Genomic DNA, 25,805 nt, shown 5'->3' on the forward strand with positions numbered 1-25,805 from the left:
TAGATCTCGCCTCACCCGGCTGACCATCGCCAGCTGCGGACCTCGGGCAGGTCCTCGCCGAACCGCGTGACGTGGGCATGATGGCGAGTGCGTTGCCCGGCGAAGTACTGCCGCGTCGACACCGCCCGGGACCGCAGCGACGGCACCCGGTCGATGACGTCCATCGCGAGGTGGTACCGGTCCAGGTTGTTGCGAACGACCATGTCGAACGGCGTGGTCGTCGTACCCTCCTCGATGTAGCCGCGGACGTGCAGGTTGGCGTGACCGTTCCGCCGGTAGGTCAGGCGATGGATCAGCCACGGGTACCCGTGGTACGCGAAGATGACCGGCTTGTCCGTGGTGAACAGAGCGTCGTACTCCGCGTCCGGCAGCCCGTGCGGATGCTCGGTCGCGTCCTGCAGTCGCATCAGGTCGACGACGTTCACGACCCGGATCCGCAGCTCCGGCAGGTGCTCGCGGAGCAGGTCGACCGCGGCGAGCGTCTCCATCGTCGGTACGTCGCCCGCGCAGGCCATCACCACATCGGGGTCGCCCTCGTCGTTGCTCGCGAAGTCCCACACGCCGGCGCCACGGGCACAGTGCACCGCCGCCTCGTCCCAGTCGAGCCAGTTGGGCTGCGGTTGCTTGCCTGCGACAACGACGTTGATGTAGTTCCGGGTCCGCAGGCAGTGGTCCATCGTGGACAGCAGCGTGTTCGTGTCCGGCGGCAGGTAGACCCGGACCACCTCCGCCTTCTTGTTCACCACATGGTCGATGAAGCCCGGGTCCTGATGCGAGAACCCGTTGTGGTCCTGCCGCCAGACGTGCGACGTGAGCAGGTAGTTCAGCGACGGAATCGGTCGTCGCCAGTCCAGGCGGTTGATCGTCTTCAGCCATTTCGCGTGCTGGTTCACCATCGAGTCGACGATGTGAACGAACGCCTCGTACGACGAGAACAGTCCGTGCCGCCCGGTGAGCAGGTACCCCTCCAACCAGCCCTGGCACGTGTGCTCGCTCAGGATCTCCAGCACCCGGCCGTCCGGCGCGAGGTGATTGTCGGTGTCCCGCCGCTCGGCGAGCCACCGCTTCGGTGTCTCCTCGTAGACCGCTGACAGCCGGTTCGACTCGGTCTCGTCCGGACCGAACAGCCGCAGGTTGTCCGGATTCAGCCGGAAGGCGTCCCGGAGGTACGCCCCGAAGACCTTCGTCGGCTCCCCGTCCTCGGCGCCGGGCACCTTTACCGGTACGGCGTACTCCTCCACCGGCGGCAGCTCGAGGTCACGGCTCAGCAGGCCGCCGTTCGCGTGCTGATTCGATCCCATCGTCCGGGCCGGATCCGGAGCGAGCTCCAGCAGCTCGGCGACCGGCCGGCCCTGGTCGTCGAACAACTCCTCAGGCCGGTAGCTGCGCAACCAGGACTCGAGCTGGCGGAGATGATCCGGATTCGTCTGTACGCCGGACAGCGGCACCTGGTGCGATCGCCACGTGTCCTCGACCTGCTCGCCGTCGACCGTACGCGGGCCCGTCCACCCCTTCGGCGTCCGCAGCACGATCATCGGCCAGGCGGGTCGCACCGACGGCCCTTTCGCCGAGCGCGCTTCCCGCTGGATCTCGTCGATCCGTTCCAGGCACGTGTCCAGCGTCGCGGCGAGCGCCTGATGAACCGGTCCTGGCTCGGAACCCTCCACCAGGTAGGGCTCGTACCCGTAACCGCGCAGCAACGCGGTCAGCTCCTCGTCGCCGATCCGCGCCAGCAGCGCCGGGTTCGCGATCTTGTAGCCGTTGAGATGCAGGATCGGCAGTACGGCGCCGTCGCGCGCCGGGTCGAGGAACTTGTTCGAGGGCCAGGACGCCGCGAGCGGACCGCTCTCCGCCTCGCCGTCACCGACCACACAGGCCACGACCAGCTCGGGATTGTCGGCCGCGGCGCCGTACGCGTGGCTGAGCGAGTATCCGAGCTCGCCACCCTCGTTGATCGACCCCGGGACGTCCGCGGCGACATGACTCGGTATGCCGCCGGGGAACGAGAACTGCTTGAACAGTCGGCCCATGCCGTGCTCGTCGCGCGTGGTGTTCGGGTACGCCGCCGTCCAGCTCCCCTCGAGCCACGTGTTGGCGACGAGCGCCGGCCCGCCGTGACCGGGTCCGGTGACGAACAACAGCTCCCGGTCACGCTGCCTGATCACGCGGTTGAGGTGTGCGTAGATCAGGTTCAGTCCAGGCGTCGTACCCCAATGGCCGAGCAGGCGCGGCTTGAGATGCTCCGGCCGCAACGGCTCCCGGAGCAGCGGATTGGCGAGCAGATAGATCTGCCCGACGGACAGGTAGTTCGCCGCCCGCCAGTACGCATCGATCCCGCGCAGCTCGTCGTCGGTCAGCGGTCTGGCGTCGAGCTTCTGCACGCTACCGCCCGACGGCCTTCGCCAGTTCGGACTTGGTCATCTTGGAGCGGCCCTTGATGTTCTTGTTCTTGGCCTCGTTGTAGAGCTGCTCCTTGGTCCGGCCCTTCGACCCGCTGTGCGAGCGGAGGCCGCCGCGCCGCCCCGACGAGATGTCCTGCGTCGAGGTCCGGCTCTTCTCCTTGGCCTCACCCGACCGCGCACGTTCCTTGTTGACGGTCCGCGCCGCGATCTCCTCGGCGGTGTCCTCGCTCCGGCCCCGCTTCTTCAGGCCGGCCTTGATGTGCTCGTACTGCCGCTCGCGCTTCCGACTCGATCCAGCAGGCATGTCGTTGCTCCTTTCACCCAGCCCGCCCAGTACCCGACGCCGCGCCCGGCCATTCAGGGTTTGAGTGCCGTGCTGGTGGGAACCGGTAGGCAGCCGCGCTCAGATGAGCGCACCGGGGTGGGAGGGCGAGCATGGCTGTCGGCGGTGTGGACACGTACTACGACTACGACGAGCGCCAGTGGAAGTACCGGCGCCTGGGCGGCGGCCCGGTGCAGAAGTCGGTCGTCTGTCCCGAGCCTGCCGACAAGCCGACAGAGGCTGCACAGACGACCACCGTACGCCGTGAGCGGCACACGTCGGCGACGGCTGAATCGGTCAGCGGGCACCACCACCGCTGACATCCGAACGCTTCGCGCCGGGCAGCACACGGCCAGGCCGAGTGCAGCCAAGCTCGAAAGCCGGGTCTCGTCCTGGCGCCCGGGGTTGGGCCCGGCGCGAAGCCGTCATCACGAACTACTGACTGACTATCAAAGGGACGGCGGAAAGATGCCTGGTGACGTTGTGGATCTGATCATGCAGGACCATCGGGAGGTCGAGCGGTTGTTCGACGAGTTGAGGGACAACCCGGACAAGCGGCCGAACCTGCTGCCGGTGCTGACGACGTTGCTGACGGCCCACAGCCGCGCGGAGGAGGCCGAGGTGTACCCGGTGGCGGCGTCCGAGGCCGGGGAGAAGGAGGAGGTGTCGCACAGCCAGCAGGAGCACATCGAGGCCGATCAGCTGCTGGCCAAGCTCGCGGCGACCGATCCCGCGTCGGCCGACTTCGAGAAGATCCTGCAGAACCTCGTCGACGCGGTCTCGCACCACGTCGAGGAAGAGGAGACCAAGGTGTTGCCGGGCATCCGGTCCAACCTGTCCGACGAGCGGCGTACCGAACTCGGCGAAGCGTTCGCAGCCAGCCGCAAGCAGCACCTGGGCGAGCAGCCGGGCGACATCACCCGCGACCAACTCGCCAAGCAAGCGGCGAACGCGGACATCTCCGGTACGTCGGATCTCCCCAAGGACAAGCTCCAGCAGAAGCTGCGGGACGAAGCCGAGGGCTGAGCGAGCTGCACCGCACGAGGTCCCGGCCGGTGCAGGCTCAGGGGCCGGAGGCGCGGCGGCCGCATCAGGCCGTACGCGAGGAGGTCGACGTCACGGCGGAGGGCGACGAGCGGCACGAGGGGTGGATCGACGTTCTCGACGAGGACCGGGTACTGCGGTTTCCGGACCACCCATGACGTCGACGTCGACGGGGAGCTCCGGCAGGTGCTGGGCGAGCTGAAGACGACCCTGGAGTACGAGAGCGAGCACGCGTCCGGCGCGCCGGACGCGTGACGGTGGGTCCCGGGCGGTCGTCGGCACGGACAGAGGGTAGGATGGGTTCTCGATCGCGCACACAGGAGCGGTGAATTCTGAGCCGTGTTCCTGGGGGACCCTCTGGACGGCCCTCTGCACGACACCGCTTGGCATGACGTGGAAAGGCATGGCGTCTGGTCGACGGGTCGGTCCTCGCGTGGTCTGGGGTTCCGCCACGGCTCGGTCGTGGCACGACACAGGAGGAAATGTTGGCCCGACGAGGTCAGCGCCAGCCCGGCGCTACCCGTTCCGCTCCCCGTCGCCGGCGTCGCGTCCGTGACGGCGAGTCCGACGGTCTGATCCAGGTCCTCGCACAGGCCGTGCGCGAGGTCGAGGCCGCGGTCACCCGTGGCGCGATCAAGGCGTCGACCCGGACGAAATTCCAGATCGTCGCCCTGCTGGTCCGCGAGGAGCGGGCCCGGGTGAACGGCGCCGAGTCCGCCACCGAGGCGTACCGCACCGAGCAGCTCCGGCGGCTCGACGGGATCGCGACGATCCTGGCGAAGACCGCCGCGCTGGAGCCTTCGCTGCTCGGTCTGCTGGCCGAGGACGCGGTGATCTCCGAGGCCGCTGCCGCGCTGAAGCGGCAGATGCTGGAGGACGCCGGCATGGAGGCGCCGGAGGAGGCGGAGCCGGAGCAACCGGTCGCTCCCCCGGAGACGCAGACCCGCCGGGTGGTGCCGCAGGCGGTCGTCTCGCGGCAGCTCGCCAACCCGTTCCTGACCCCGGACTTCTCCAACGCCCCCGCCCGCGCGTCCAAGCCGAGCCGGCTGGGCGGCTGGGAGCTGATCGGACCGCTGCTGCGCTCCTTCGAGCACGCCGCGGCCTCGGCCACCATGCACCTGCCCGACCCGAAGTCGCTCCGGCTCGCCGGCGGTATCGACGCGCTCCGCCTCCGCGGCCTCGAACTGATGCCGCACCAGGCCGGTCTGATCGAAGCCGCGGCCGAGGGCCACCGGACGTTCCTGCTCGCCGACGAGCCGGGTCTGGGCAAGACCGCCCAGGCGCTGCTCGCCGCGCAGGCCGCCGACGCCTATCCCCTGCTGGCCGTCGTGCCGAACGTCGTCAAGACGAACTGGGCCCGCGAGGCCGGCCTCTGGACACCGCGCCGTACGCCGACCGTCATCCACGGCGACGGCGACTCCATCGACGGCTTCGCGGACATCGTGGTGGTGAACTACGAGATCCTCGACCGGCACGTCGGCTGGCTCGGCGACCTCGGGTTCCGCGGCATGGTCGTCGACGAGGCGCACTTCATCAAGAACAAGAAGTCGCAGCGGTCCCGGAACGTGCTCGACCTGTCCAACCGGATCCGCAGCCGGACCGCCCGGCCGCTGCTGATGGCCCTCACCGGTACGCCGCTGATCAACTCGATCGAGGACTTCACCGCGATCTGGGAGTTCCTCGGCTGGATCGACGAGAAGGCGCCGCGGGCCGAGCTGATGGAGAAGCTCGACGCGACCGACCTGACCCCGGCCGATCCCGGGTTCAACGCGGCCGCGCGGGCCAGCGTGATCGACATGGGCATCGTCCGGCGTCGCAAGGTCGACGTGGCCGCGGACATCCCGGCCCGCCGGATCGCCGACCTTCCCGTCGAGCTCGACGGCGCCGTCGGCCGCTCGATCCGGGCCGCGGAGCGCGAGCTCGCGGACCGGCTCGTCGAGCGGTACCGGACCGCGCTCGAGACCCGCCGTTCGGGTGTCGTCGTGGACGGTATCGACCACGACCTGGTCCGCCAGGTGGCCGGCTGGGAACGGACCGAGATGGCGGCCAAGAAGACCGGCGACAACGTGTTCAGCCTGTTCCGCCGGATCGGTCAGGCGAAAGCCGGCCTGGCCGCCGACTACGCGGCGCAGCTCGCGCAGAACGTCGGCAAGGTGGTGTTCTTCGCCCGCCACATCGAGGTGATGGACACCGCCGAGGAACTGTTCGCCGAGCGCGGCATCCGGTACTCCTCGATCCGCGGCGACCAGACCGCGCGTACCCGGCAGAAGAACATCGATGCCTTCGTCAACGACCCCGACGTGTCGATCGCGGTCTGCTCGCTGCTGACCGCGGGCGTCGGCCTCAACCTGCAGGTCTCGTCGAACGTCGTGCTCGCCGAGCTGTCGTGGACCAACGCCGAGCAGACCCAGGCCATCGACCGGGTGCACCGGATCGGCCAGGACGAGCCGGTGACCGCGTGGCGGATCATCGCCGCCCAGACCATCGACACCCGGGTGGCGGACCTGATCGACGCCAAGGCCGGTCTGGCCGCCAAGGCCCTCGACGGCTCCGACGAAGAGGTCGGCTCCTCCGCCGACTTCCAGCTCGAAGCGCTGGCCGCACTGCTCACCCGGGCCCTGGAAGCTGCTGCCTGACCTAGCCTGACAACTCCCCCACCGGCAGCTCGACACTCAGCGTGTTGGTTGCCGGTGCGAGGGGGCAGGTCCACTCCGGGCTGTAGGCGCAGGACGGGTTGTACGCGAAGTTCAGATCGACGACGAACTCATGCGGGTCGCTGCCGAGGTCGGCGCCTTTCACCGTGTCGATCAGGTAGCGGCCGCCGCCGTACGTCGAGCTGCTCGCGTCCTTGACCGGGACGAAGAGACCGCCGCCGTACGACTCCAGCCACCAGACGTCCAGGACCCCCACCGGTAGATGGAGTACGCCGACGCGCGAGAACGGGATCACGCCGTCGGTCGCGGACTGGAACTCCCACGTGAACGGCTTCACGTCGGTGTCAATGGTCGCCTCGAATCTGAACTCGGGGCGGTACGCCGCGACGGGCGCCCCGGCGTACCGGTCGCGCCGTTCGATCGGCACCGGAGAGGCGGGGTGCTCCGTCAGCAGGTCGTTGCGGGTGGCTTGCCAGTGGGCGTGGGCGGCGGCTGGGTCGGGCTCGGCGCGGACGGCCTGGTAGAGCGCGAAGACCTGGCGGCGCCAGTCGGCTACGGCTAGTGCGGGGGCCGCGAACGTCACGGGTTCTCCTGTCAGCTCTTGAGTGCTTCGGCGGACTTCGCCCAGTTGTCGTGCAAGCGGTCGACGTACGACTGCGCCTGCGAACCGGCCTTGCGGCCGCGCGCGAAGATCCGCATGTTGCCGCCGCCGGCGTTGTAGCCGAGGGCAAGCAACTCGTCCTTGGTGTAGAGGTCGGCGCGCTGGGCCGGCAGCCGTCGCGCGAGGTCGTGCAGGTGCCAGGCCGCGGCCTGGATCGCCAGGGCGGGGTTGTCGGGCAGCTCTTCCCACTTCCGCCGGGCGAAGTCGCGGCCGCGTTTGGTCTCGTCGAACGCGGGTTTGTGCATGTTCGCGATCCCGAACGCCGGGTCGGAGTCCACCTCCGCCCACTGCCGCTCGAACTTCGGGTCGTGCGGCTTGTACGACTCGTTGTACAAGATTGCCATCAGCAACTGCGGGTTGATCCCGGCCTGCTTGGCGTACCGGCGCACGTCGGGGGCGAAGTGCGCCGGATCGTAGTCGTCGTACCAGGGTTTCGACGTCGTGGTCTTCGCGGTCGGCTTGGCCGTCGCTGTCGGGTTCGTGGCGGCCGGCTTCGCGGTGGGGCTCGTCTTGGTGGTGGTGTCTTCTTTGTCGGAACAGGCCGCCCAGACCCCTACGAGCAGTACTCCGACCGCCACCCACCCCCAGCGTTTCGCCACCCCACCACCGTAGTCAGTCCGGGCAACGCGCCGATCAGCGACACTTCCGGAAAGCGCTTGCTACGGTGGTCGGGTGATCTACGAGCTGAACCATGTCGGTGGTCGGGTACAGGATCTCGAGGCGAGCCTGTCGTTCTACGGCGGGCTCGGGGCGGAGGTGGTCGACCGCTTGTTCATGCCCGGTCCGCGCGTCAACCGGGTACACATCCAGCTCGCGACCGGCCTGGTCGAGCTGCTCCACCACGAGGAGCCCGACCCGCAGGCGACGTACGGGCTGAACCACATCGGCTTCATGACCGACGACCTCGACGGCGACTACGCGCGGCTGATGGACCTCGGGTACGCCGAACTCTCGTCGCCGCGCGTGGCGGGGAGCGGGCAGGGCCGGCTCGCGTTCCTGTCCGACCCGAACGGTGTGCGCGTCGAACTCCTCCAGCGCTCGGAGGAGTTCCGCGTCGCACCGATCACGACGGGGCCGGTGCTCGGGTTCACGCACGTCGCGGTCGCGGCACCCGACGCCGAGGCTGCGGCCGAGTTCTACGGCACCCACCTCGGCATGGAACGCATCGCCGACGACACCTTCCGGCTGGGCGCCGACACCGTGAAGCTCGTACCCCCACCCGCCGCCACCATCGCCCACCTGGCGTTCACCACCGAGACCCCCACCCCCGACACCCAGGACCCCGACGGCACCCCAGTCACCTTCCACGCGGCCTGACCCGCGCACCGCGCCTACTGACTGGGGCGGACACGCACCGGGAACGCGCACTGGTGACCGGGAACAGGCAATGGTGACTCGGGACAGGCAATACCAGGTGCCCACCCACCATTGCCTGTTCCCTGTTCCCTGATCCCCGGGTGCGGGACGGGGATCGCGTGATTGATGTTGGGGTGTGGAGGCTGACCCCGCCCGACGCGGAGCGCGCTAGAACCGGTTTGCGTGCGATGCTCGCGGCGCACGACAGCGGCGACGGCGTCCCGTTCGACTCCGCTGCCTGGATCGTCACCGCGAAGTGACCGGCGTCACATTTCACGGATGTCGTATCCGCCGCGACCCGCCCGACGCTCAGGCACGAGCACCTCACACCACTTGATCAAGGAGCACCAGATGCGTTCCCTCATCACCACCGCGTTCATCTCCCTCGACGGCGTCGTGGACTCGCCCGGCGGCGAGCCGGGCTACCGCAACACCGGCTGGACCTTCAAGGACATCGCGTTCGACGAGGCGGCGTACGCAGTCAAGGGCGAGGAGCAGGAAGCCTCCACCGCGCTGCTGCTCGGCCGGGTCAGCTACCAGGCGTTCTCGCCGGTCTGGCCGGGGATGGTCGAGGAGTTCGCCGGCTACAACGCGATGCGGAAGTACGTCGTCTCGACCACCCTCCAGGACAGCGACCTGGTGTCGAACTGGGGCGAGACCACGATCCTGCGTTCCCTCGACGACGTCGCCGCGCTGAAGGAGACCGAGGGCGGCCCGATCATCGTCCACGGCAGCGCCACCCTCAACCGCAACCTCTCCGACGCGGGCCTGATCGACCAGTACAACCTGCTGGTCTTCCCCGTCCTCCTCGGCGCCGGCAAGCGCCTCTTCAGCGACGCCGACCGCGACAAGCTCAACCTCAACCTCACGTCGAGCGAGTCCTACGGCAACGGCATCCAGAAACTGGTGTACGCCGTCCAGCACTGAGTTGTCGGACCCCTGTACTACGGTTCGCGCATGGGTGTACTGGGGTGGCACGAGGACGAGCACTACATGCCCGAGGACGGGATTCTCGTGGTGCAGGACGTGCGCGGGGGGTCGTGGTACGAGGACCTGACCGCTAACGACGCGCATCCGGTCGGCACGCTCGGGCGGTCGGGACGCGGGTGGTTGTACGCCGCGGGCGGGGACGGGCCGTGTGTCGTCCGTCTGCAACTGCGCGACGATCGCCCCGCGGACGACGACCAGTGGAGCGATGTCTTCGAGGTTCCGTACCTGAGCCCGAGCGGAGCCGTCGGGCTCACCGGACTCACGACGGGCCCGGGTGGCGAGCATCTGCGGCTGGGTGAGCCCGGGATGTACCGCATCCGCGCGGCTCACCGCCCGCTGCCCCCTGCACGCGAACTCCCGGAGGACGAGGACGATCTCCAGCCGACCGACCTCTGGCAACTGGACTTCTGGCCGGACCAGGACCCCGCGGACCCACCCCGCTGGCTCCGCCGCCACCGGTCGCCGGTGCGCGAGGCCGACCCGGGATGGGGATCGGTGCTCGGGTACCAGGAGATGGAGGTCGCCGGCGTCGTCGAATGGGGCGGTTCTGCGGCCGGCATGACCGTCGCCGACATCGACAGCTGGGGTGCCGATCACCATCGCGGTCCGAACTGGCTCGATCAGACGTTCCGCGTCAGTCATCCCCGCGAGGGCTGGCCGACGCCGGCCGAGATCGCCCGGCAGGTCCGCGTCCCCGAGCCGCGGGTCCGGCGCGACCTCCTCCCCCTGTACGTCGCGCTCCAGATCCTCACGTTCGACGGCACGCGGTACGTCGCCATCGACGACAAGCCCGCCGCGAAGGACGTGCTGCGGCTACCGGCTGACGTGGTCACCTGGCTCGATGGCGCGCAGGCGGTGAAGCAGTTCACCGGGTACGCCGCGGATCTGGTGTCGGTCGTGTTCTGGGGTGGCGGCGAGCAGACGATCGCCTCCCTCGCGGAACGGACCTCGGCCTCGGAGGACGACGTACGTAGAACCCTGCGGTACGCCGAGGATCGCAAGCTGCTCGAGGTGGAGTGGCATGCGCCGGATGGGGTTTCGTTGACGATTTGTCCAGCTGGGAGACCGAGGTGAGTATCGACGTACGGCCTGCGGATGTCTACGAGGATGTGCGGGCGGTGATCGGACCGAAGTCGCCGACGTCCAACGTGTGCTTCTGCTTGAGTTATCGGATTCCGTCCAAGCTCAACAACGCTCTTCGTGGGCCGGCGCGGGGTGCGTACGTCGAGGAGCTCTGTCAGGCGACGCCTGCTCCGGGCGTGCTCGCGTACGACGGTGACACGCCGGTGGGATGGGCCGCGATCGCGCCGCGGGCGGCGACGACGTTCGCCCGGAACCGGAAGATCCCGCAGGTGGACGACCTGCCGGTGTGGTCGTTGTGGTGCATCCGGGTCCGGCCGGGGCACCGCGGCCAGGGCATCTCGCACGCGCTGATCGCCGGCGCCGTCGAGTTCGCGCGGGAGAACGGCGCGCCGGTCGTCGAGGCCTATCCGCTCGACAACGGCGACAGCAAGGTCGATCTGACGATGGCGTACGCCGGGATCCGCAAGAACTTCGAGCACGCCGGCTTCACCAAGTCCGCCGACACCACGTCAACCCTCGCCGGCCACCCCCGCATCCTCATGCGCCTCGACCTCCGCTGAGCCCGCGGACGCTAGTCCGGGACGTCGAGGTCGAAGGACAGCAGCGTGATGCTGTGCGGCGGGAAGTCGTAGCTTGCATCGGTCAGTTCGACGGCCCCCAGGTCGCGCAGACTCACGGCGTCCGGGGTGCTCAGGCTGTTCGACGCGAGAACGTCGTCCGCGGTCAGCTGCTTCACCCCTGCCCGCGCAGGCAGGGCGTCCCGACGCTCGTCGAGGCTCAGCCCGGCGCGGATCGCGTTGTCCCGGTGGCGGTTGATGACGGCCACGCGGATCGACCCGCCGTCGGCCGTCTGAGTCGCCGAAACGTCCAGATCCGGCACCGTCGCCGGGTAGGTGCGGAACTCGCCGCGGTGGTCCCGCTCGTCACCCTGCCGTACAGCGGTCAGCCGGCCGGGCGACCGTACGTCGGCGGCGAGCGCGACCGGACCGAGGTGGTTCTGGTACAGATCCCAGACGTGGTACGTCGCCGCGCGCACGGCACCGTTGGGGCGGGCAACGATGACGCCGTTCGCGTTCAGCAGGTTCACCGTGTTCGCCATCGCGACCGGGACCTCGCGATCACCGGCGCGGTGCAGGGCATGGAAGACACCGGCGTAGAAGAGCGCGTCGGCGAGCGTCCGCGGACTCCATCGGTTCACCCTGTGCGCCGGATGGGTCGCCAGGCCGTCGACCTCGCGGGCGACCGTCCCGCCGTCGTCGGACGGCTGCGGCTCGGGCCAGGTCGCGGGCTCGACGTGCCGGATGTTCCATTCGTCGAGCGAGAGCGCCAGCGGACGTTCTCCGGCGTTCCTCGCCGCCAGCCCGCCGACCAGATCCGAGTACTGGACGATCTGCTGCTCGAAGTAGAGCGATTGGGCAACGATCGCGTCGTACTCGGAGGCGCCGTCGACCTGCTGGGTGGTCGCGCCGTAGAGATGGAACGACAGGTAGTCGATCTGGTTGCCGACGGCCCCTAGTACGGTCTCGGTCCAGCCGTCGCGGTCATCGGTCCTGCCGACCGCGACGAACTTGAGCGACGGGTCGACGGCGCGCAGGAAACGGGCGTGTTCGGCCGCGTCGGCGGCGTACGCGGCGACGCTACGATGACCCATCTGCCAGTCGCCGTACACCTCGTTGCCCAGCCCCCAGTACTTCACGCCGTACGGCGCCGGGTGGCCGTTGCGCGCCCGCCGCCGGGTGAACTCGGTGTCACCGGCGTAGTTGGTGTACTCGAGCCACCGGACCGCCTCGTCGACGTCGCGGCAACTGTGCGCGAGGTACGGCTCGGTCCCGACCTCGGCGCACCAGGCCAGGAACTCGTCGGTGCCGAAGTGGTTGCTCTCCTCGGATCCCCACGCCAGCTCCAGCCGCCGCGGCCGCGAGTCACGCGGCCCGATGCCGCCCTCCCAGTGGTACGCCGACGTGAAGTTGCCGCCCGGCCAGCGGACCACCGGGAGACCGAGCTCCCGGCAGAGTGCGATCACGTCGGTCCGGAGACCGTTCCGCGGGCTGTCGCCGCCGTACGCCAGGGGTGAGCCCTCGTCGAACACACCGCCCTCGATGTTGCCGAAGAACGCGGACTCCAGGAAGTGCCCGTAGATCATCGGGTCGATGGCGTGCCGCCGGCCCCTGCGGATGTCGATCGTCGCGACGGGAATCACGGGTGGGAGGCCTCCAGGTCGGGAGCACTGAGCACGTTCGGGCTGGCCGGCGATGAGGTGAGTACCAGCGCGATGCCGCCGCGGGCTGCGGCGTCGGGGCCTAATGCTGCGCAGGTGATTCGTACGGAGCGGTGGACCTGGCTGTGGGTGTGCCTGCGGAACGCGGCTTGCAGTGGCTTGAACAGATGGTCGCCGGTCTCGGCCAGTTCGCCGCCGATCACGACGACTTCCGGGTTGACGGTGTTGCAGGCGGCGGCCAGTACCTCGCCGACGCGTGCGCCGGCGTCTGCCAGCAGGTCGCGGGCCCTGTCGTCGCGGGTGTCGAGGACGTTCTCGCATTGCTCTTGCAGGGTCGTCAGCGACACGTAGCGCTCGAGGCAACCGCGGCCGCCGCAGGGGCAGGCCGGTCCGTCGCGGTCCACGCTGATGTGCCCGAGCTCCCCCGCAGCACCGCCGGCTCCCGCGAGCAGTCGTCCGCCCAGCACGATCCCGCCGCCGACGCCGTACGACAGCCGCAGGTACAGCGCGCTGTCCACGCCCGCACCGGCACCCCACACCGCCTCCGCTAGCGCTGCTAGCCGCGTGTTGTTGTCCACATGCACGGGTACGCCGAACCTCGCACGCAGCGTGTCCCGCACCAGCGCGATCCGATCGGCGGACCGGCCGGCTGCCGACGAGCCTTCGGTCGACACGGGTCCGACGATGCCGACGCCGACTCCGGCGAGTGCGGTCAGCGAGAGGTCGTGGCGGGTGGTCAGGTCGTCGACCAGGTCCAGTGCGAGCCGCAGGCGGCGGGTCCACGGCGTACGGTCCACGCAGGCGACCGCGCCCGTGGCGACGAACTCGTGCGCGACGTTCGAGATCGTCACCTGGATCCGGCGCTGCCCGAGATCGATCCCCAGCGCGAGCCCACCGACCGGATTCAGCGACACCACCGAAACCGGCCGCCCACGCCCCCGAGCAACCCCGCCCGCCGCCTCGCGGACCTCGACCAGCGCCTGCTTGGTCAGGAGGGTCTGGATGATCGACGAGAGCGTCGCGCGGGACAGATTCGTCTGTTCCGTCAGCTGGGCGCGGGTCAGCGGGCCTCGGGCGCGCAGGAGGGACAGCACCCGTTCTTCGTGTGTCTCCCGGAGCAGCCGGAGCGGTCCGGACGATTCGCTTCCCACGGGATCCGACTCTGACCGCCGGACCCTATTTATGTCAACACTCCAGTTTTAATACACTGTCCGCATGCGGCCGAACGTTCTGCTCCTCTGCACCGACCAGCAGCGGTTCTCCGCGCTCAGTGCCTCCGGCAACGACGAGATCGAGACCCCGAACCTCGACCGGCTCGCCGCGCAGGGCGCGCTGTTCGAGAACTGCTACGTGCAGAACCCGGTCTGCGGCCCGTCCCGCGCCAGCCTGATGACGAGCCGGTACGTGCACCAGCACGGCCTCTGGGCGAACGGCGTCGGCCTCCCGGAGCACGAGCGCCTGTTCAGCAAGGAGCTCGCCGACGCCGGGTACGACTGCGGCCTGGTCGGCAAGTTCCATCTCAACGCCTGCTTCGGCGGCCGTTCGGAGAAGCGGCACGACGACGGTTTCCGCGTCTTCCGCTGGGCCCACGACCCGTACCCGGGCTCGTCCGAGAACGAGTACCACCGCTGGCTGCACACGGTACGTCCGGACCTGGCCGGTACAGAGGTCGACTACGACACGCTCCCCGCCGAGATCCACTACAGCCACTGGATCGGCGAGCAGACGATCGACTTCCTGACCCGGTCCCGCGACCGCGACAAGCCGTTCTTGTTCATCGCCAACTTCTTCGACCCGCACCACGGCTTCGGCGCCCCGGAGGACTACGTACGCCGTTACCGGGACAAGGCACTCAGCCGCCCGCTTCCCGACGACCTGGCCGGGAAGCCGGCGATCCAGACCGAGGCGTCGCACGCGTCGTACGCCGGCCACGCGCGCGGGTTCACGTCGTACAGCCCGGAAGAGCTGCAAGAGGTGAAGGCGGCGTACTACGCGATGGTGACGCTCGTCGACGACCAGGTCGGACGGATTCTGGACGCGCTCGACGCGGAAGGGCTCAGCGACGACACGCTCGTCGTCTTCACCAGCGACCACGGCGAGATGCTCGGCGACCACGCGCTGATGCTGAAGGGCCCGATGATGTACGAGCAGGCCGTCCGCGTCCCGCTGATCCTGCGCCGGCCTTCCGTGATCCCGGCCGGCACCCGGAACACCGAGCTGGTCCAGTGGATCGACGTCGGCGCCACGATCCTCGCCGCCGCCGGGCTGCCGCCGCTCGGCGAGGGGCAGGATCTGTTGCCGTTGGCCACCAATCGCGCGGCGGGGCGTGGCTGGGCGCTGAGCGAGTACCGCAACAGCGGGCACCCGTACCCGGAGCCGGTCCACCTCACGATGCTCCGGCGCGACCAGTGGAAGCTCGTCGTCCAGCACAGCTCCCCCGCAACCACCAGGGAACGGACCGGCGAGCTGTACGACCTCACCGCCGACCCGAACGAGCTGCAGAACCTCTGGGACGACCCCCTGCATCGAGACATCCGGACCGAGCTCCAGGAGTTCCTCCTCGACGTCCTGGTCGCCACCGAGGACCGCAGCCAGGAACGCGTCGCGGACTGGTAAGAAGCTCCGGCTGGCCGGTTCGCCCACTGGGAACACCCGGCGGTGACCGGGAACAAACAATTGCTTGTCGCCACCCCCCACCGCCTATCCCCAGTGCGATCTGCGGCGCCGAGCACCGGCAGCTTGAGGGCTAGGAGGTGGTGAAGCGCTGCTCGACGGTGTCCAGGAAGGATTCGACCTGGCGGTAGGTCTCGGAGCTGTAGACGCCGATGCTGCGTTCGGTTCCGAGGGCTTCGCGCATTGCGTCCAGGTAGCGGCGCTGCAAGATCTCCATCTGTTCGCGGGTGTCCGCCTTGGTCTCCCGGAGCCGCTGGCTCCCGGAGACCAGTCGCGGCACGATCCGGTCCTTCAGTGTGCTGACCACGACCGGATCGAGGGGCTCGCCGTCGACGGTCTGCTCCTCGAGCGGGCCGACCGCGTCGATCGCGGCCTCGCCGATCTGCCGCATCAGGGCCTGCACCGAGTCGCGCTTGTCCGCACTGCTCTCCGCACGGAACCGCATCCTCGCGATCACCGCGGGCAGCGAGATCCCGAACAGCACCAGCGTGATCAGCGCGACGATGAACGCCGCGAGCACGACCGTGTCCCGGTGTGGCGTACCGGCCGGGATCGTCTGCGCGGCCGCGACCGTCACGACGCCGCGCATCCCGGCCCAGGCGAGCACGAGCAGGCCACGGCCGGTGATCGGTTCCCGCTCCTCGAAGTCGGCGTCCGCCCGGCCGCGGGCGAGCCGTTTGCGCGCCCAGGCGAGGCGGTTCTCCTCGCGCGCACCGGCCGGCTCCATCGAGTCCAGGTGCTCCTCGAACTGGTCCAGCTGGGCCCGCACCTGCTCGCGCCGGTCGCTCCGGCCGAACCGGCTCTGCAGCCAGGGCCAGGCCAGACCGAGGAAACGCAGGACGACCAGCAGACCGACCACCAGCAGAACGAGCCCGGTGATCTCGCCGAGTGTCGTCTCCGCGCGGGCATCGTCGACAAGCTCCGGCAACTGGTACCCCATCGCGAGGAAGACGCCGCTCTCCAGGATGAAGCTGATCGTCGTCCAGGTCGTCGCCTGCGTCTGCCGATCGCGCGCACTGAACTTCCGGCTGCCGAGCGCTCCGGTCAGCAGACCAGCGACCACCACAGCGAGTACGCCGGACGCGTGCACCTCCTCGGCCGGGAAGTACGCGAGGAACGGTACGGCGAACGAGATCGTGGTGTTGAGCACCGGGTCGTCCAGGCGCTGCCGCAGTACGACGGTCAGCAGGCCGATGGCCGTACCGATCAGGATCGCGCCGACGACCGCCCAGGCGAAGTCGAGCGCGGTGTGGCCGAGGCTGAAGTGGGTGGTGACGGCGAGCGCCGCGACCGCCGTACGCAGGACGACGAGCGCCGACGCGTCGTTGACGAGACTCTCACCTTCGAGCACGGTCATCAGCCGCGGCGGGAGCCCGACCCGGTGCCCGATCGCGGTCGCCGCGACCGCGTCGGTCGGACTGACGACCGCGCCGAGTGCGACGGCGAGCGCGAACGAGATCCCCGGGAACAGGGCGTGCACGACCAGCCCGATCACCAGCGCGGACACGATCACCATCACGATCGACAACCACGAGATCAGCCCGAAGTTCCGCCGTACGTCGAGCACCGGGAGCTGGACCGCCGACGCGTACAGCAGCGGCGGCAGGATGCCCGCGAGGATGATCTCGGGCTCGATGTGGATGGCCGGCGTGCTCGGCAGGTAACTGGCGCCGATGCCCAGGGCGACGAGCAGCAGCGGCGCGGCGACGCCGGTCCGGCGGGCGAACACCGAGGCCGCGATCATGATCGCGAGCCCGGCTCCGGCGATCAGAACGATCTGATGGTCCACGTGACAGCACTCTAGGGCCGGTCACCGGTGGCCCCGGGTAATGACCAGGGACTCTCACTGGTGTCACGGGGGTGCCGCGGCGGCACAGTGGAGGTCGGTGAACGAGTCGAATCCCCTGGAGGAAGCAATGAGCACGGACCTGAAGCTGGAAGCCGTCGTCGTCCCGGTCGCGGACGCCGATCGGTCGAAGGAGTTCTACAGCGGCCTCGGCTGGCGGCTGGACGCGGACTTCGCGTTCGACAACGGGTTCCGGGTCGTCCAGTTCACCCCTCCGGGCTCCCCTGCCTCGGTTCAGTTCGGCACGAACATCACCTCGGCCGAGCCGGGCACCGCGCAGGGGCTCTACCTGGTCGTCACCGACGTGGAGGCGGCCCGATCGGAACTGCTGGCGCACGGCGCCAAGGTCAGCGAGGTCTTCCACCCGGCTGCTCCCGGCGCGCAGTTCGAGGCCGGCGACACCGGCGGCCGGGTGACCGGGCCGGCCGACGAGCGATCGAGCTATGGGTCGTTCGCGACGTTCAACGACCCGGACGGCAACACCTGGCTGTTGCAGGAGGTCACCAAGCGGCTGCCGGGGCGCGTGGACGATGCGACGTACAGCTCCGTCGACGACCTTGAAGCGGCCCTTCGGCGCGCCGCGGCCGCCCACGGCGAGCACGAGGCCCGCACCGGCCAGGCCGACGAGAACTGGCCGACCTGGTACGCGACCTACATGCTCGCGGAGCGCACCGGAGCCGAACTGCCGCAGTAAATGTCCATGGCCGCGCCTAGCCTGCGAGCATGAACCGGATCGATCGGCTGTACGCGCTCGCCGAGGAGCTGCGGGCGGCGGGGCCTCGAGGGCGTACAGCGCGGCAACTGGCGGCGCGTTTCGAGGTGAGCGTGCGGACCATCGAGCGTGATCTCAGTGCGCTCGGGCAGGCCGGCGTACCGCTGGCGACGAAACAGGGCCGCACGGGCGGGTACTCCGTGGACCGGTCGATGAGCCTCCCGCCGCTGAACTTCACCGCGCGGGAGGCGATGGCCGTCGCGGTGGCCCTGAGCCGCAGCGAGCACGTGTTGTTCGCCCGCGACTCGCGAACCGCGCTGCAGAAGATCGTGGCCGCGATGCCGGCGCGGGATCTGGACGAGGCGCGGACCGCGGCCGCGAAGGTGCGGCTGCTGGTCCAGCCGGTGCCTGCTCCGGACGGGCAGATCGCCGAGCAGATCTGGCGGGCGGTGCGGGACAACCAGGTCCTGCGGATCGAGTACACCGACGTCGGCGGGATCGGGACCGAGCGCGAGGTCGAGCCGCAGCACGTCGTCGTCGGGCCGAACGGCTCGTACCTGACCGCGTGGTGTCACCTGCGGCAGGAGGACCGCGTGTTCCGCATGGACCGGATCACCCGCGCCGAGCGCACCGCCACACCGCCGTCCCGGCCGCTCGCGACGGGCGACCTCCAGGTCGACGGGTACGAGACCAAACTGCCGGATGCCGCGCTGCGTCCCGAAGATCTTTTCCCAACTCCGACATAGGGCTGTCGCCAATCGCTGACACCTTGGGTCTCACAGACCACCTGATGAAGGAGAGAGATCGATGAGTACTCCGGCCCCTGGCACGCTGGCCTGGTTCGAGGTCGCGACCGACGACCCCGAGACCACGCAGAAGTTCTACGGCAGCCTGTTCGACTGGACCTTCGAGTCCGACGGCGGGCTCGCCGCCACCGGCCTCGAGTACCGCAACATCACCGCCTCCGGCGCCGACCGGCCGATGGGCGGCATCTTCGGCACCAACGGGCAGCTGCCGAACCACGCGGTGTTCTACATCCTGGTCGCCGACATCGAGGCCACCTGCGCCGACGCCGAACAGCTCGGCGGCACCGTCATCACCAAGAGCCTCGACACCACGCCGGCGTTCGCCTACCTCCGCGACCCGGCCGGCAACCAGTTCGGGGTCTTCACCCCGCCCGCCGCATGACCCGACCCACCAAGCGCACGCCCCCGCCGGCCACCGCCGGCGGGGACGCTGCGCGGGAGCTGTACGACGAGCTCACCGACGACCTGCTCTACGACCCGGCGATCGGCCACGGCACGATCATGGGCCATCCGTGCATCCGCCTGGCCGGCCAGTTCGTCGCCTGCCTCGAGCGGAACGGCACCGGCCTGATCCTCAAACTCCCCGCCGACCGAGTGACAGCGCTGATCGCCGCAGGCACCGGCACCCCCTTCGCCCCAACCGGCCACCCGATGCGCGAGTGGGTCACCATCCCCGAACCGGACCGCGCCCTCTGGCAGTCGCTCCTCACCGAGGCCGTCGCCTTCGCCCGCCAGAATCTCCCCGGCCGGTAGGCCGGGCCGAATGACGGTCGACACCGTGATCGGCCACCTGCACGACTTCAGGAGCCCGCGGTTCCGTAGGGTTCGCGGTATGGGTAGCAGTGTCTACGTTGCTTCGGTGGAGGGCACGACCGGGAAGTCGACGGTGGCTCTCGGGGTGCTCCACCAGTTGTCCCGGCGGGTCGGACGGGTGGCGGTGTTCCGGCCGATCGTGCGCGCGGACACCGCGACGCATGGCGGGCGGGACTACGTTCTCGAGCTTCTGATCTCGCAGGACGCGGTCGAGCAGTCGTACGACGACGGTGTCGGGGTGACGTACGACGAGGTGCACGAGGACCCCGATGCGGCGCTGGACACCATCGTCCAGCGGTATCACGCGGTCGCCGAGCAGGCCGACGCGGTGCTGATCGTCGGCAGCGACTACACCGATGTCGGCACCCCGACCGAGTTCTCGTTCAACGCCAAGATCGCGGCGAACCTCGGCGCGCCGGTCCTGCTCGTGCTGAACGGGCTCGGCCGGACGCCGCACGACGTACGGGCCATCGCCGACATGGCCGCGGCCGAGCTCGCCGCGAACCACGGCTCGCTGTTCGCGGTGATCGCCAACCGCGTCGACGAAGGTGAGGGCAAGCCGCTCGTCGCGGCACTGGACGGTATCGGCGCGCCCGCGTTCGCGATCCCCGAGGAACCGGTGCTGAACCAGCCGCTCGTCGCCGACCTGCTGGCGCCGATCGACGGCCGGCTGCTGAGTGGTGACCCGCAGCTGCTGACCCGCGAGGTCACCGGGCTGATGATCGCCGGGATGACGATGCCGAACGTGCTGGACCGGCTGTTCGACGGCGCCGCGGTCGTCACCGCCGGCGACCGACCCGAGGTCGTGCTCGGCGTACTGATGGCGCACGCGTCCCGGACCTTCCCGCAGATCGCCGCGATCGTGCTCAACGGCGGCTTCGAGCTCCCTGGCCAGGTGCAGCGGCTGATCGAGGGCCTCGGTGTCACATTGCCGATCATCGAGACCGATCTCGGGACGCACGCGACCTCCGCCAAGCTCACCGCCGTCCGCGGCCGGCTCACGAAGGACGCGCCGCGCAAGATCGACACGGCCCTGGCACTCTTCGACCAGTACGTCGACGGGACGGCGTTGCTCGACCAGCTCGCGCTCGCCCGGAGCAGCGCGGTGACGCCCCTCATGTTCGAGCACCAACTGGTCGACCGAGCTGTCTCGGACCGCAGGCACATCGTGCTGCCGGAGGGCGAGGAGGAGCGGATCCTGCGCGCGGCCGACGTACTGCTGCGGAGAGGCGTCGCCGACCTCACCCTGCTCGGCGATCCGACCACGATCAGCGCGAAGGCCGCGGCCCTCGGCGTCGACACGACCGCGGCGCGCGTCGTACATCCGGAGAACAGTGAGCTTGCCGAGCAGTTCGCCGCCGAGTACCACCGGCTGCGGCAGCATCGCGGCGTCGACCTCGACCGTGCTCGCGAGCTGGTCCGTGACGTGTCGTACTTCGGCACGATGATGGTCCAGCTCGGCCTCGCGGACGGCATGGTGTCGGGCGCCGTGCACACCACCGCGCACACGATCCGGCCGGCCCTCGAGGTCGTGAAGACCGTCCCGGACGTGTCCGTCGTCTCGTCGGTGTTCTTCATGTGCCTGCAGAACCAGGTCCTGGTGTACGGCGACTGCGCGGTGAACCCGGACCCGACGGCCGAGCAGCTCGCCGATATCGCGATCTCGTCCGCGGCGACCGCCGTCGCGTTCGGCGTCGAGCCCCGGGTCGCGATGCTGTCGTACTCGACCGGCACGTCCGGCGCCGGCACCGACGTGGAAAAGGTGTCCAAGGCAACGAACATCGTCCGCGAACGCGCACCGCAGCTGCCGGTCGAGGGCCCCATCCAGTACGACGCCGCGATCGACGCGGCCGTGGCGCGAACGAAGTTGCCGGACTCCCCCGTCGCCGGACGGGCCACGGTGTTCGTGTTCCCCGACCTGAACACCGGCAACAACACGTACAAGGCAGTGCAGCGCTCGGCGAACGCCGTCGCGGTCGGCCCGGTCCTACAGGGTCTGCGCAAACCGGTCAACGACCTGTCGCGCGGAGCGACCGTCCGGGACATCATCAACACGGTCGCGATCACCGCGATCCAGGCACAGCAGGGTGGCACGCGATGAGTGGACATGTCCTGGTGATCAACGCCGGCTCGTCGTCGCTCAAGTACAGCCTGGTCGACGCGAAGACCGGCGAGGCCGCGGCGACCGGGCTGGTCGAGCGGATCGGCGAGGAGCAGAGCCATCACGTGCACCACGGGCCTTCGGGTTCGTACGACGACGAGCAGGCCGTCGCGGATCACGAAGCCGCGCTGGAGGCCGCCGTACAAGCGTTCGAGACGCACGGTCCCGCGCTCGGTGACGTGGATATCGTGGCGGTCGGGCACCGGGTGGTGCACGGCGGCGACAGGTTCGCGGCGCCGGCGTTGGTCGACGACGAGCTGATCGCGGCGGTGACCGAGCTGGTTCCGCTGGCGCCGTTGCACAATCCCGCGAATCTGGAAGGTATCGAGGTCGCGCGGCGGCTCCTGCCGGACCTGCCGCATGTGGCCGTCTTCGACACCGCGTTCCATCAGACGTTGCCGCCGTACGCCTACACGTACGCGGTGCCGACCGCCTGGCAGGAGGAGTACGGGATCCGGCGGTACGGGTTCCACGGGACGTCGCACTCGTTCGTGTCCGGACAGGCCGCCGCGCTGCTCGGACGGTCGGTGGAGGACGTGAACTTGATCGTGCTGCACCTCGGCAACGGGTGTTCCGCGACCGCCGTCCGGGGCGGCCGGTCGGTGGATACCTCGATGGGGCTGACGCCGTTGGAGGGTCTCGTGATGGGGACCCGGTCGGGCGACCTCGATCCAGCGATCCACGGGCTTCTCGCGCGGGTCGCGGGGCGGTCCGCGGAGGAGACCGACCGGGCGCTGAACTCGGAGTCCGGGCTCAAGGGCCTGACCGGCGTGAACGACTTCCGGGAGGTGTCGCGTCGCCGGGCGGCCGGGGACGAGCGGGCCCAGCTCGCGTTCGATGTCTACTGCTACCGGTTGAAGAAGTACATCGGCGCGTACTACGCCGTACTCGGAACGGTCGACGCGATCGTCTTCACTGCCGGGGTCGGCCAGCACTCGGCCGAGGTCCGCGCGGCCGCTGTCAGCGGGCTCGAAGGCCTGGGTATCCATCTCGATCCGGCCCGCAACGCCGACCCCACGGACAACATCGCTTCCACCGACGACAGTCCGGTCGCCGTCCTGGTCATCCCCACCAACGAAGAGTGGGAGATCGCCCGCCAAGCCCTGGACGTCGTCGGCGGTTAGCGGGTCATCGCGGCGTCGATGAGGCGGGTGGCTGCTCCGGCGAGGTCTTCCGCGGTCGTGCCGATGTCCGGCATCTTCGACGCGGACTGGAATCGGACGGCCAGCGCCAGCAGATCGGTACGGGTGAGCTGCTCGCCCTCTTCCCAGCGCGGAGGCACCGGTGGCGGCGTCGGGATCTTGATCACGACGGTGCCGATCACGACGACCGTGCCAGGTGCCGGGATCACAGTGGTCAGCACCGGCGGGCTCGCGATCACACCGTCCGTGAACGCGTCGAGTGCGTCCTTGACGTGTGCACGTTCGGGTTCGGCCTCGGCGGCGTCCGGACTCGCGGTCCTCCCCCGGGTCACGGCCTGACTCGCCTCCATCGAGCAGGCCAGGAACAGCAGCGCGAGGCGCTCGTCCGCCGTCCGCCCGCCCTTGGGCGCGAACCCGCCCTCGATGTCCTCGAAGACGGCCGCGCCGGTTTCGACGAGCCCCAGGAAATGAGCGACCGCGATCGGGTCGATCACGGATCCTTCCTCACACGGGAAGGGAGCGCTCACCATCGCGCACAGGTCGTCCGGGGTGAGTTCGATCAGGGCCATCGGAACCTCCAAGTGCCGTCGGGTCCTCTGTAGAGAGGAACGCAGAGCAGCACCTGGTGATACAAGACGGGGCCAGACGTCGGTAGGCAGGCGGCGGATGCCGTCGTACATTGAGTGGTGGTGATGCACCATGCCCCAGGTGAGATTCCACAGCGACGAAGCGACCGCCGTCCGGCGGGGTCATCTTGTGCCTGAGCAACTGGAGGACTGGGTTCCTTCGGCGTGCGCGGCCGTCGCCGAGCATCTGCGTCACCGCGGCATCGCGCCGACCGGCTACCCGTACGCTCGCTGGCACCCGCTGCCCGGCGGCGAGATCGAAGCCGAGGCCGGCTTCCCGGTCGGTACGCCGATTGCGGGCAGCGGCGACGTCGAACCGTCCTCCCTGCCCGCCGGGCCGGTGCTCGCCGTCTGGCACACCGATCCGGACGAGAAGATCCCGCTCAGCTACCACGCCGTTCAGGACTGGCTGGAAACCGGCGCTGCGGTCGCGACCGGCGACAGCTGGGAGGTTTACCACGACCTCCCCACCTGCGACCACGTCGGAACCCGCATCGAAATCGTCCAGCCCATCACCTTTCCAACACCCTGACCTCAGCGGGTGAGGGTTTGGGTGGCTTCTGCCAGTTCGGCCAGGCGGTGGGCGCGGGCGGACTCGGCAGGGGTAAAGGGCTCGCCCGGTCGACTGAACGCGAACAGGCCGGTCCACGGCGACGGGACCTTCAGTACTGTGCCGTCGTCGGGAAGCTGACCCGTCAACGTCGCCCGATCGGTGACCAGCTGAGCTCCGAGCAGCTCGGCGACCGCGTGCGGCAGTTCAGCCGGATCCGCGACCACGCGAGCCGACAGACTCAGCGCCTTGGTCTGGCCGTCGACCAACGCCAGCGCCGTCGTCGGCCACACGTGCGTCTCGCGGCCGCCGGCCGACTCGATCGCATCTTCCAGGTCAGCTGCGGTGACGTCATCCGGCGTCGAGACCACCAGCTCGTCCCGCACCCCGTCGTCGATCGGATGAACGTGCAGCCCGAGGATGTTCGCGTCCAGTACGGAGAGCTGCCGGGTAACGCTCTCCAGCGTTCCCGCCCGGTCGTCGAGCGTCACGCGGATCCGCCACAGCGTCCCGATCCCGTTCCGCGGACGAGCCTTCGGGGCGTGCAGCCAGGACCGCAGCAGCCGCATCGTCGACGGCTCCACCACCCAGATCACCAGCGCGGTCGTCACACTCGCCAGGACCGCGACCGAGACCAGGTACGGCGGATGCGCGGCCAGCACCGCCGCGTGCAACGCGAGCTCGACGGGCGCGATCGCCACGAGCTTCGCGAGCGTCAGACGGAGGCGCCGCGGGTGGGGCAGCCTTCCGCATACGTCACAGGCCGTCCCGCCGGTGAGCGTCGTACGCAACGTGTCCATGACTCACAGCATCCCCGGCCGAAATTTCCCTCCTGTTGCACCGATGTGAAGTTCGCCGGTGGACCTAGGCGACGCTCCGGACGGCGTCGGTGACGCAGGCGAGGGCGAGGAGCCTGACGATGTCCACGTGGGCGTCGACCTGACCGGTGGCCGCGGCGACGAACCCGTCGCCGTCGAACTGGGTGTGCGGTGGCGTGATGGAGCGGGCGAGGCCGTCATGGGCGCCCTGGGCAACGGTTCGGCAGGCGGTCTTGTCGAGGCGGGCGTTCGTGACGACGACGCCGATCGTCGTGTGCGCGCGTCCCTCGCCGAACGCGAACGGCTCCGCGAGCATCCGTACGGCGTCGAACGACACGCCCGCGCTGCCGTCGTCGATGTCACCGAATGCGTTCACCACGGCAAGGCAGGCCACCACGAGCTCGCCCAGCCGATGCTCGGCGTACCCGAGCCCGCCGGGTCGCCGGCCGTCCGGCCCGCGCCAATGACCGACGTACGCGCCGGTTCCCGCCCCCACCTGTCCTTGGAGCGTCTGGTCCACGGCGCACGCCTGCGCGGCCGCGTACCCGGCAGCGGAGTCCGGAGCCGCGGCCGGATCGCCCGCGGTGAGGTCGAAGAGCGCCAGCGTCGGCACGATCGGCACCGGGCCCGCGGGCGTCTGCACCCCGCGCCCCTGCCCGCGGTAGAACCGCATGACACCGTCCGCCGCCGCCAGACCGAACGCCGATCCCCCGGTCAGTACGACGCCGTCGATCGCGCTCACGGCCTTTCCCGGCTCCAGCAGCTCCAGTTCCCGCGAGGCCGGCGCACCACCGCGCGCCTCGTAGGACGCGACCGTACCGGCCGGCAGATCCACGACCGTGCAGCCGGTCCGCCCTTCGAAGTCGCTCCAATGCCCCACCCGAACCCCTGGCACGCCGAACGTCGTCATGCCGACCAAGATAGGCGT

General features: G+C 69.6%; 27 protein-coding genes. 17 read left to right on the forward strand and 10 right to left on the reverse strand.

The features are described 5' to 3' along the window. Positions 1-11: 11 nt before the first annotated feature. Positions 12-2,381, reverse strand: a complete 2,370-nt coding sequence (locus E0H50_RS23625; RefSeq protein WP_131292170.1) for a phosphoketolase family protein — start codon at positions 2,379-2,381, stop codon at positions 12-14. 1 nt (position 2,382) lies between these two features. Beyond that, positions 2,383-2,706, reverse strand: a complete 324-nt coding sequence (locus tag E0H50_RS23630) for a plasmid stabilization protein (RefSeq protein WP_131292172.1) — start codon at positions 2,704-2,706, stop codon at positions 2,383-2,385. Positions 2,707-2,837: 131 nt separating this feature from the next. Between E0H50_RS23630 and E0H50_RS23635 the strand changes: the two genes are divergently transcribed. The 4 genes from E0H50_RS23635 (at position 2,838) to E0H50_RS23645 (ending at position 6,404) form a co-directional block, all read left to right on the forward strand. Next, positions 2,838-3,044, forward strand: a complete 207-nt coding sequence (locus tag E0H50_RS23635) for a hypothetical protein (RefSeq protein ID WP_131292174.1) — start codon at positions 2,838-2,840, stop codon at positions 3,042-3,044. A gap of 148 nt (positions 3,045-3,192) precedes the next feature. Further along, positions 3,193-3,750 carry a hemerythrin domain-containing protein gene (locus tag E0H50_RS23640; protein WP_131292176.1) on the forward strand — a complete coding sequence of 186 codons (558 nt, stop codon included), beginning with the start codon at positions 3,193-3,195 and terminating at the stop codon, positions 3,748-3,750. 29 nt (positions 3,751-3,779) lie between these two features. Further along, on the forward strand, positions 3,780-3,926 hold the full coding sequence (locus E0H50_RS43075; RefSeq protein WP_165547266.1) for a hypothetical protein: 147 nt from the start codon (positions 3,780-3,782) through the stop codon (positions 3,924-3,926). Positions 3,927-4,250: 324 nt separating this feature from the next. Further along, positions 4,251-6,404 carry a DEAD/DEAH box helicase gene (locus tag E0H50_RS23645; protein ID WP_238151169.1) on the forward strand — a complete coding sequence of 718 codons (2,154 nt, stop codon included), beginning with the start codon at positions 4,251-4,253 and terminating at the stop codon, positions 6,402-6,404. 1 nt (position 6,405) lies between these two features. Here the strand turns inward: E0H50_RS23645 and E0H50_RS23650 are convergent, their stop codons facing one another. Together E0H50_RS23650 and E0H50_RS23655 are read right to left on the reverse strand one after the other, a co-directional pair. Then, complete coding sequence (locus tag E0H50_RS23650) at positions 6,406-7,005, reverse strand: DUF1684 domain-containing protein (protein WP_131292178.1); 600 nt, start codon at positions 7,003-7,005, stop codon at positions 6,406-6,408. A gap of 11 nt (positions 7,006-7,016) precedes the next feature. Then, the gene (locus tag E0H50_RS23655; protein WP_131292180.1) at positions 7,017-7,682 is read right to left on the reverse strand and encodes a transglycosylase SLT domain-containing protein; all 666 of its coding nucleotides are present in this window, start codon (positions 7,680-7,682) and stop codon (positions 7,017-7,019) included. A gap of 73 nt (positions 7,683-7,755) precedes the next feature. Between E0H50_RS23655 and E0H50_RS23660 the strand changes: the two genes are divergently transcribed. The 5 genes from E0H50_RS23660 (at position 7,756) to E0H50_RS23675 (ending at position 11,072) form a co-directional block, all read left to right on the forward strand. Next, positions 7,756-8,400, forward strand: a complete 645-nt coding sequence (locus tag E0H50_RS23660) for a VOC family protein (RefSeq protein WP_131292182.1) — start codon at positions 7,756-7,758, stop codon at positions 8,398-8,400. A 173-nt stretch (positions 8,401-8,573) separates the two neighbouring features. Continuing rightward, complete coding sequence (locus E0H50_RS44240; RefSeq protein ID WP_272948516.1) at positions 8,574-8,699, forward strand: hypothetical protein; 126 nt, start codon at positions 8,574-8,576, stop codon at positions 8,697-8,699. Between the two features lie 91 nt (positions 8,700-8,790). Further along, a complete protein-coding gene (locus tag E0H50_RS23665) occupies positions 8,791-9,366 on the forward strand; it encodes a dihydrofolate reductase family protein (RefSeq protein WP_131292184.1) in 576 nt (191 codons plus the stop codon). Between the two features lie 30 nt (positions 9,367-9,396). Beyond that, positions 9,397-10,503, forward strand: a complete 1,107-nt coding sequence (locus E0H50_RS23670) for a DUF6042 family protein (protein ID WP_131292186.1) — start codon at positions 9,397-9,399, stop codon at positions 10,501-10,503. Further along, positions 10,500-11,072 (forward strand): GNAT family N-acetyltransferase, encoded by a 573-nt coding sequence (locus tag E0H50_RS23675; protein ID WP_131292188.1) that lies wholly within the window; start codon positions 10,500-10,502, stop codon positions 11,070-11,072. Before E0H50_RS23670 ends, E0H50_RS23675 begins: the two co-directional genes overlap by 4 nt. A gap of 11 nt (positions 11,073-11,083) precedes the next feature. Here E0H50_RS23675 and E0H50_RS23680 read toward each other — a convergent pair whose 3' ends face one another. Together E0H50_RS23680 and E0H50_RS23685 are read right to left on the reverse strand one after the other, a co-directional pair. Then, positions 11,084-12,712, reverse strand: a complete 1,629-nt coding sequence (locus E0H50_RS23680) for an alpha-L-arabinofuranosidase C-terminal domain-containing protein (protein WP_238151170.1) — start codon at positions 12,710-12,712, stop codon at positions 11,084-11,086. Beyond that, positions 12,709-13,881: an ROK family transcriptional regulator gene (locus E0H50_RS23685; RefSeq protein ID WP_165547267.1), complete on the reverse strand. Its 1,173-nt coding sequence runs from the start codon at positions 13,879-13,881 to the stop codon at positions 12,709-12,711. Before E0H50_RS23685 ends, E0H50_RS23680 begins: the two co-directional genes overlap by 4 nt. Positions 13,882-13,945: 64 nt before the next feature. On the opposite strand from E0H50_RS23685, the gene E0H50_RS23690 reads away from it, so the two are divergent. Further along, positions 13,946-15,346 (forward strand): sulfatase family protein, encoded by a 1,401-nt coding sequence (locus E0H50_RS23690; RefSeq protein ID WP_131292192.1) that lies wholly within the window; start codon positions 13,946-13,948, stop codon positions 15,344-15,346. Positions 15,347-15,476: 130 nt separating this feature from the next. Here the strand turns inward: E0H50_RS23690 and E0H50_RS23695 are convergent, their stop codons facing one another. Continuing rightward, positions 15,477-17,192 (reverse strand): cation:proton antiporter, encoded by a 1,716-nt coding sequence (locus E0H50_RS23695; protein ID WP_131292194.1) that lies wholly within the window; start codon positions 17,190-17,192, stop codon positions 15,477-15,479. 127 nt (positions 17,193-17,319) lie between these two features. On the opposite strand from E0H50_RS23695, the gene E0H50_RS23700 reads away from it, so the two are divergent. The 6 genes from E0H50_RS23700 (at position 17,320) to E0H50_RS23725 (ending at position 22,865) form a co-directional block, all read left to right on the forward strand. Beyond that, positions 17,320-17,943, forward strand: a complete 624-nt coding sequence (locus tag E0H50_RS23700; RefSeq protein WP_131292196.1) for a VOC family protein — start codon at positions 17,320-17,322, stop codon at positions 17,941-17,943. A 29-nt stretch (positions 17,944-17,972) separates the two neighbouring features. Further along, a complete protein-coding gene (locus E0H50_RS23705; RefSeq protein WP_131292198.1) occupies positions 17,973-18,707 on the forward strand; it encodes a helix-turn-helix transcriptional regulator in 735 nt (244 codons plus the stop codon). 61 nt (positions 18,708-18,768) lie between these two features. Then, positions 18,769-19,149: a VOC family protein gene (locus E0H50_RS23710; protein ID WP_131292200.1), complete on the forward strand. Its 381-nt coding sequence runs from the start codon at positions 18,769-18,771 to the stop codon at positions 19,147-19,149. Beyond that, positions 19,146-19,520 (forward strand): hypothetical protein, encoded by a 375-nt coding sequence (locus E0H50_RS23715; protein ID WP_131292202.1) that lies wholly within the window; start codon positions 19,146-19,148, stop codon positions 19,518-19,520. Before E0H50_RS23710 ends, E0H50_RS23715 begins: the two co-directional genes overlap by 4 nt. Positions 19,521-19,599: 79 nt before the next feature. Continuing rightward, a complete protein-coding gene (gene pta, locus E0H50_RS23720; protein ID WP_131292204.1) occupies positions 19,600-21,681 on the forward strand; it encodes a phosphate acetyltransferase in 2,082 nt (693 codons plus the stop codon). Then, entirely contained in the window at positions 21,678-22,865 is a 1,188-nt protein-coding gene (locus tag E0H50_RS23725; RefSeq protein WP_131292206.1) for an acetate/propionate family kinase, read from the forward strand. The genes pta and E0H50_RS23725 overlap by 4 nt, the downstream gene beginning before the upstream one ends. On the opposite strand, the gene E0H50_RS23730 is transcribed toward E0H50_RS23725, so the two are convergent. Next, entirely contained in the window at positions 22,862-23,452 is a 591-nt protein-coding gene (locus E0H50_RS23730) for a hypothetical protein (protein ID WP_131292208.1), read from the reverse strand. The two genes, E0H50_RS23725 and E0H50_RS23730, sit on opposite strands and share 4 nt — an antisense overlap. Positions 23,453-23,591: 139 nt before the next feature. On the opposite strand from E0H50_RS23730, the gene E0H50_RS23735 reads away from it, so the two are divergent. Continuing rightward, entirely contained in the window at positions 23,592-24,041 is a 450-nt protein-coding gene (locus E0H50_RS23735) for a GyrI-like domain-containing protein (RefSeq protein ID WP_131292210.1), read from the forward strand. 2 nt (positions 24,042-24,043) lie between these two features. On the opposite strand, the gene E0H50_RS23740 is transcribed toward E0H50_RS23735, so the two are convergent. Further along, positions 24,044-24,859, reverse strand: a complete 816-nt coding sequence (locus E0H50_RS23740; protein ID WP_165547268.1) for an ACT domain-containing protein — start codon at positions 24,857-24,859, stop codon at positions 24,044-24,046. Positions 24,860-24,923: 64 nt separating this feature from the next. Beyond that, positions 24,924-25,787: a P1 family peptidase gene (locus E0H50_RS23745; RefSeq protein ID WP_131292212.1), complete on the reverse strand. Its 864-nt coding sequence runs from the start codon at positions 25,785-25,787 to the stop codon at positions 24,924-24,926. Between the last annotated feature and the right edge of the window lie 18 nt (positions 25,788-25,805).

The organism is Kribbella sindirgiensis (genome assembly GCF_004331435.1).
In the GTDB taxonomy this organism is placed as follows: Bacteria; Actinomycetota; Actinomycetes; order Propionibacteriales; family Kribbellaceae; genus Kribbella; species Kribbella sindirgiensis.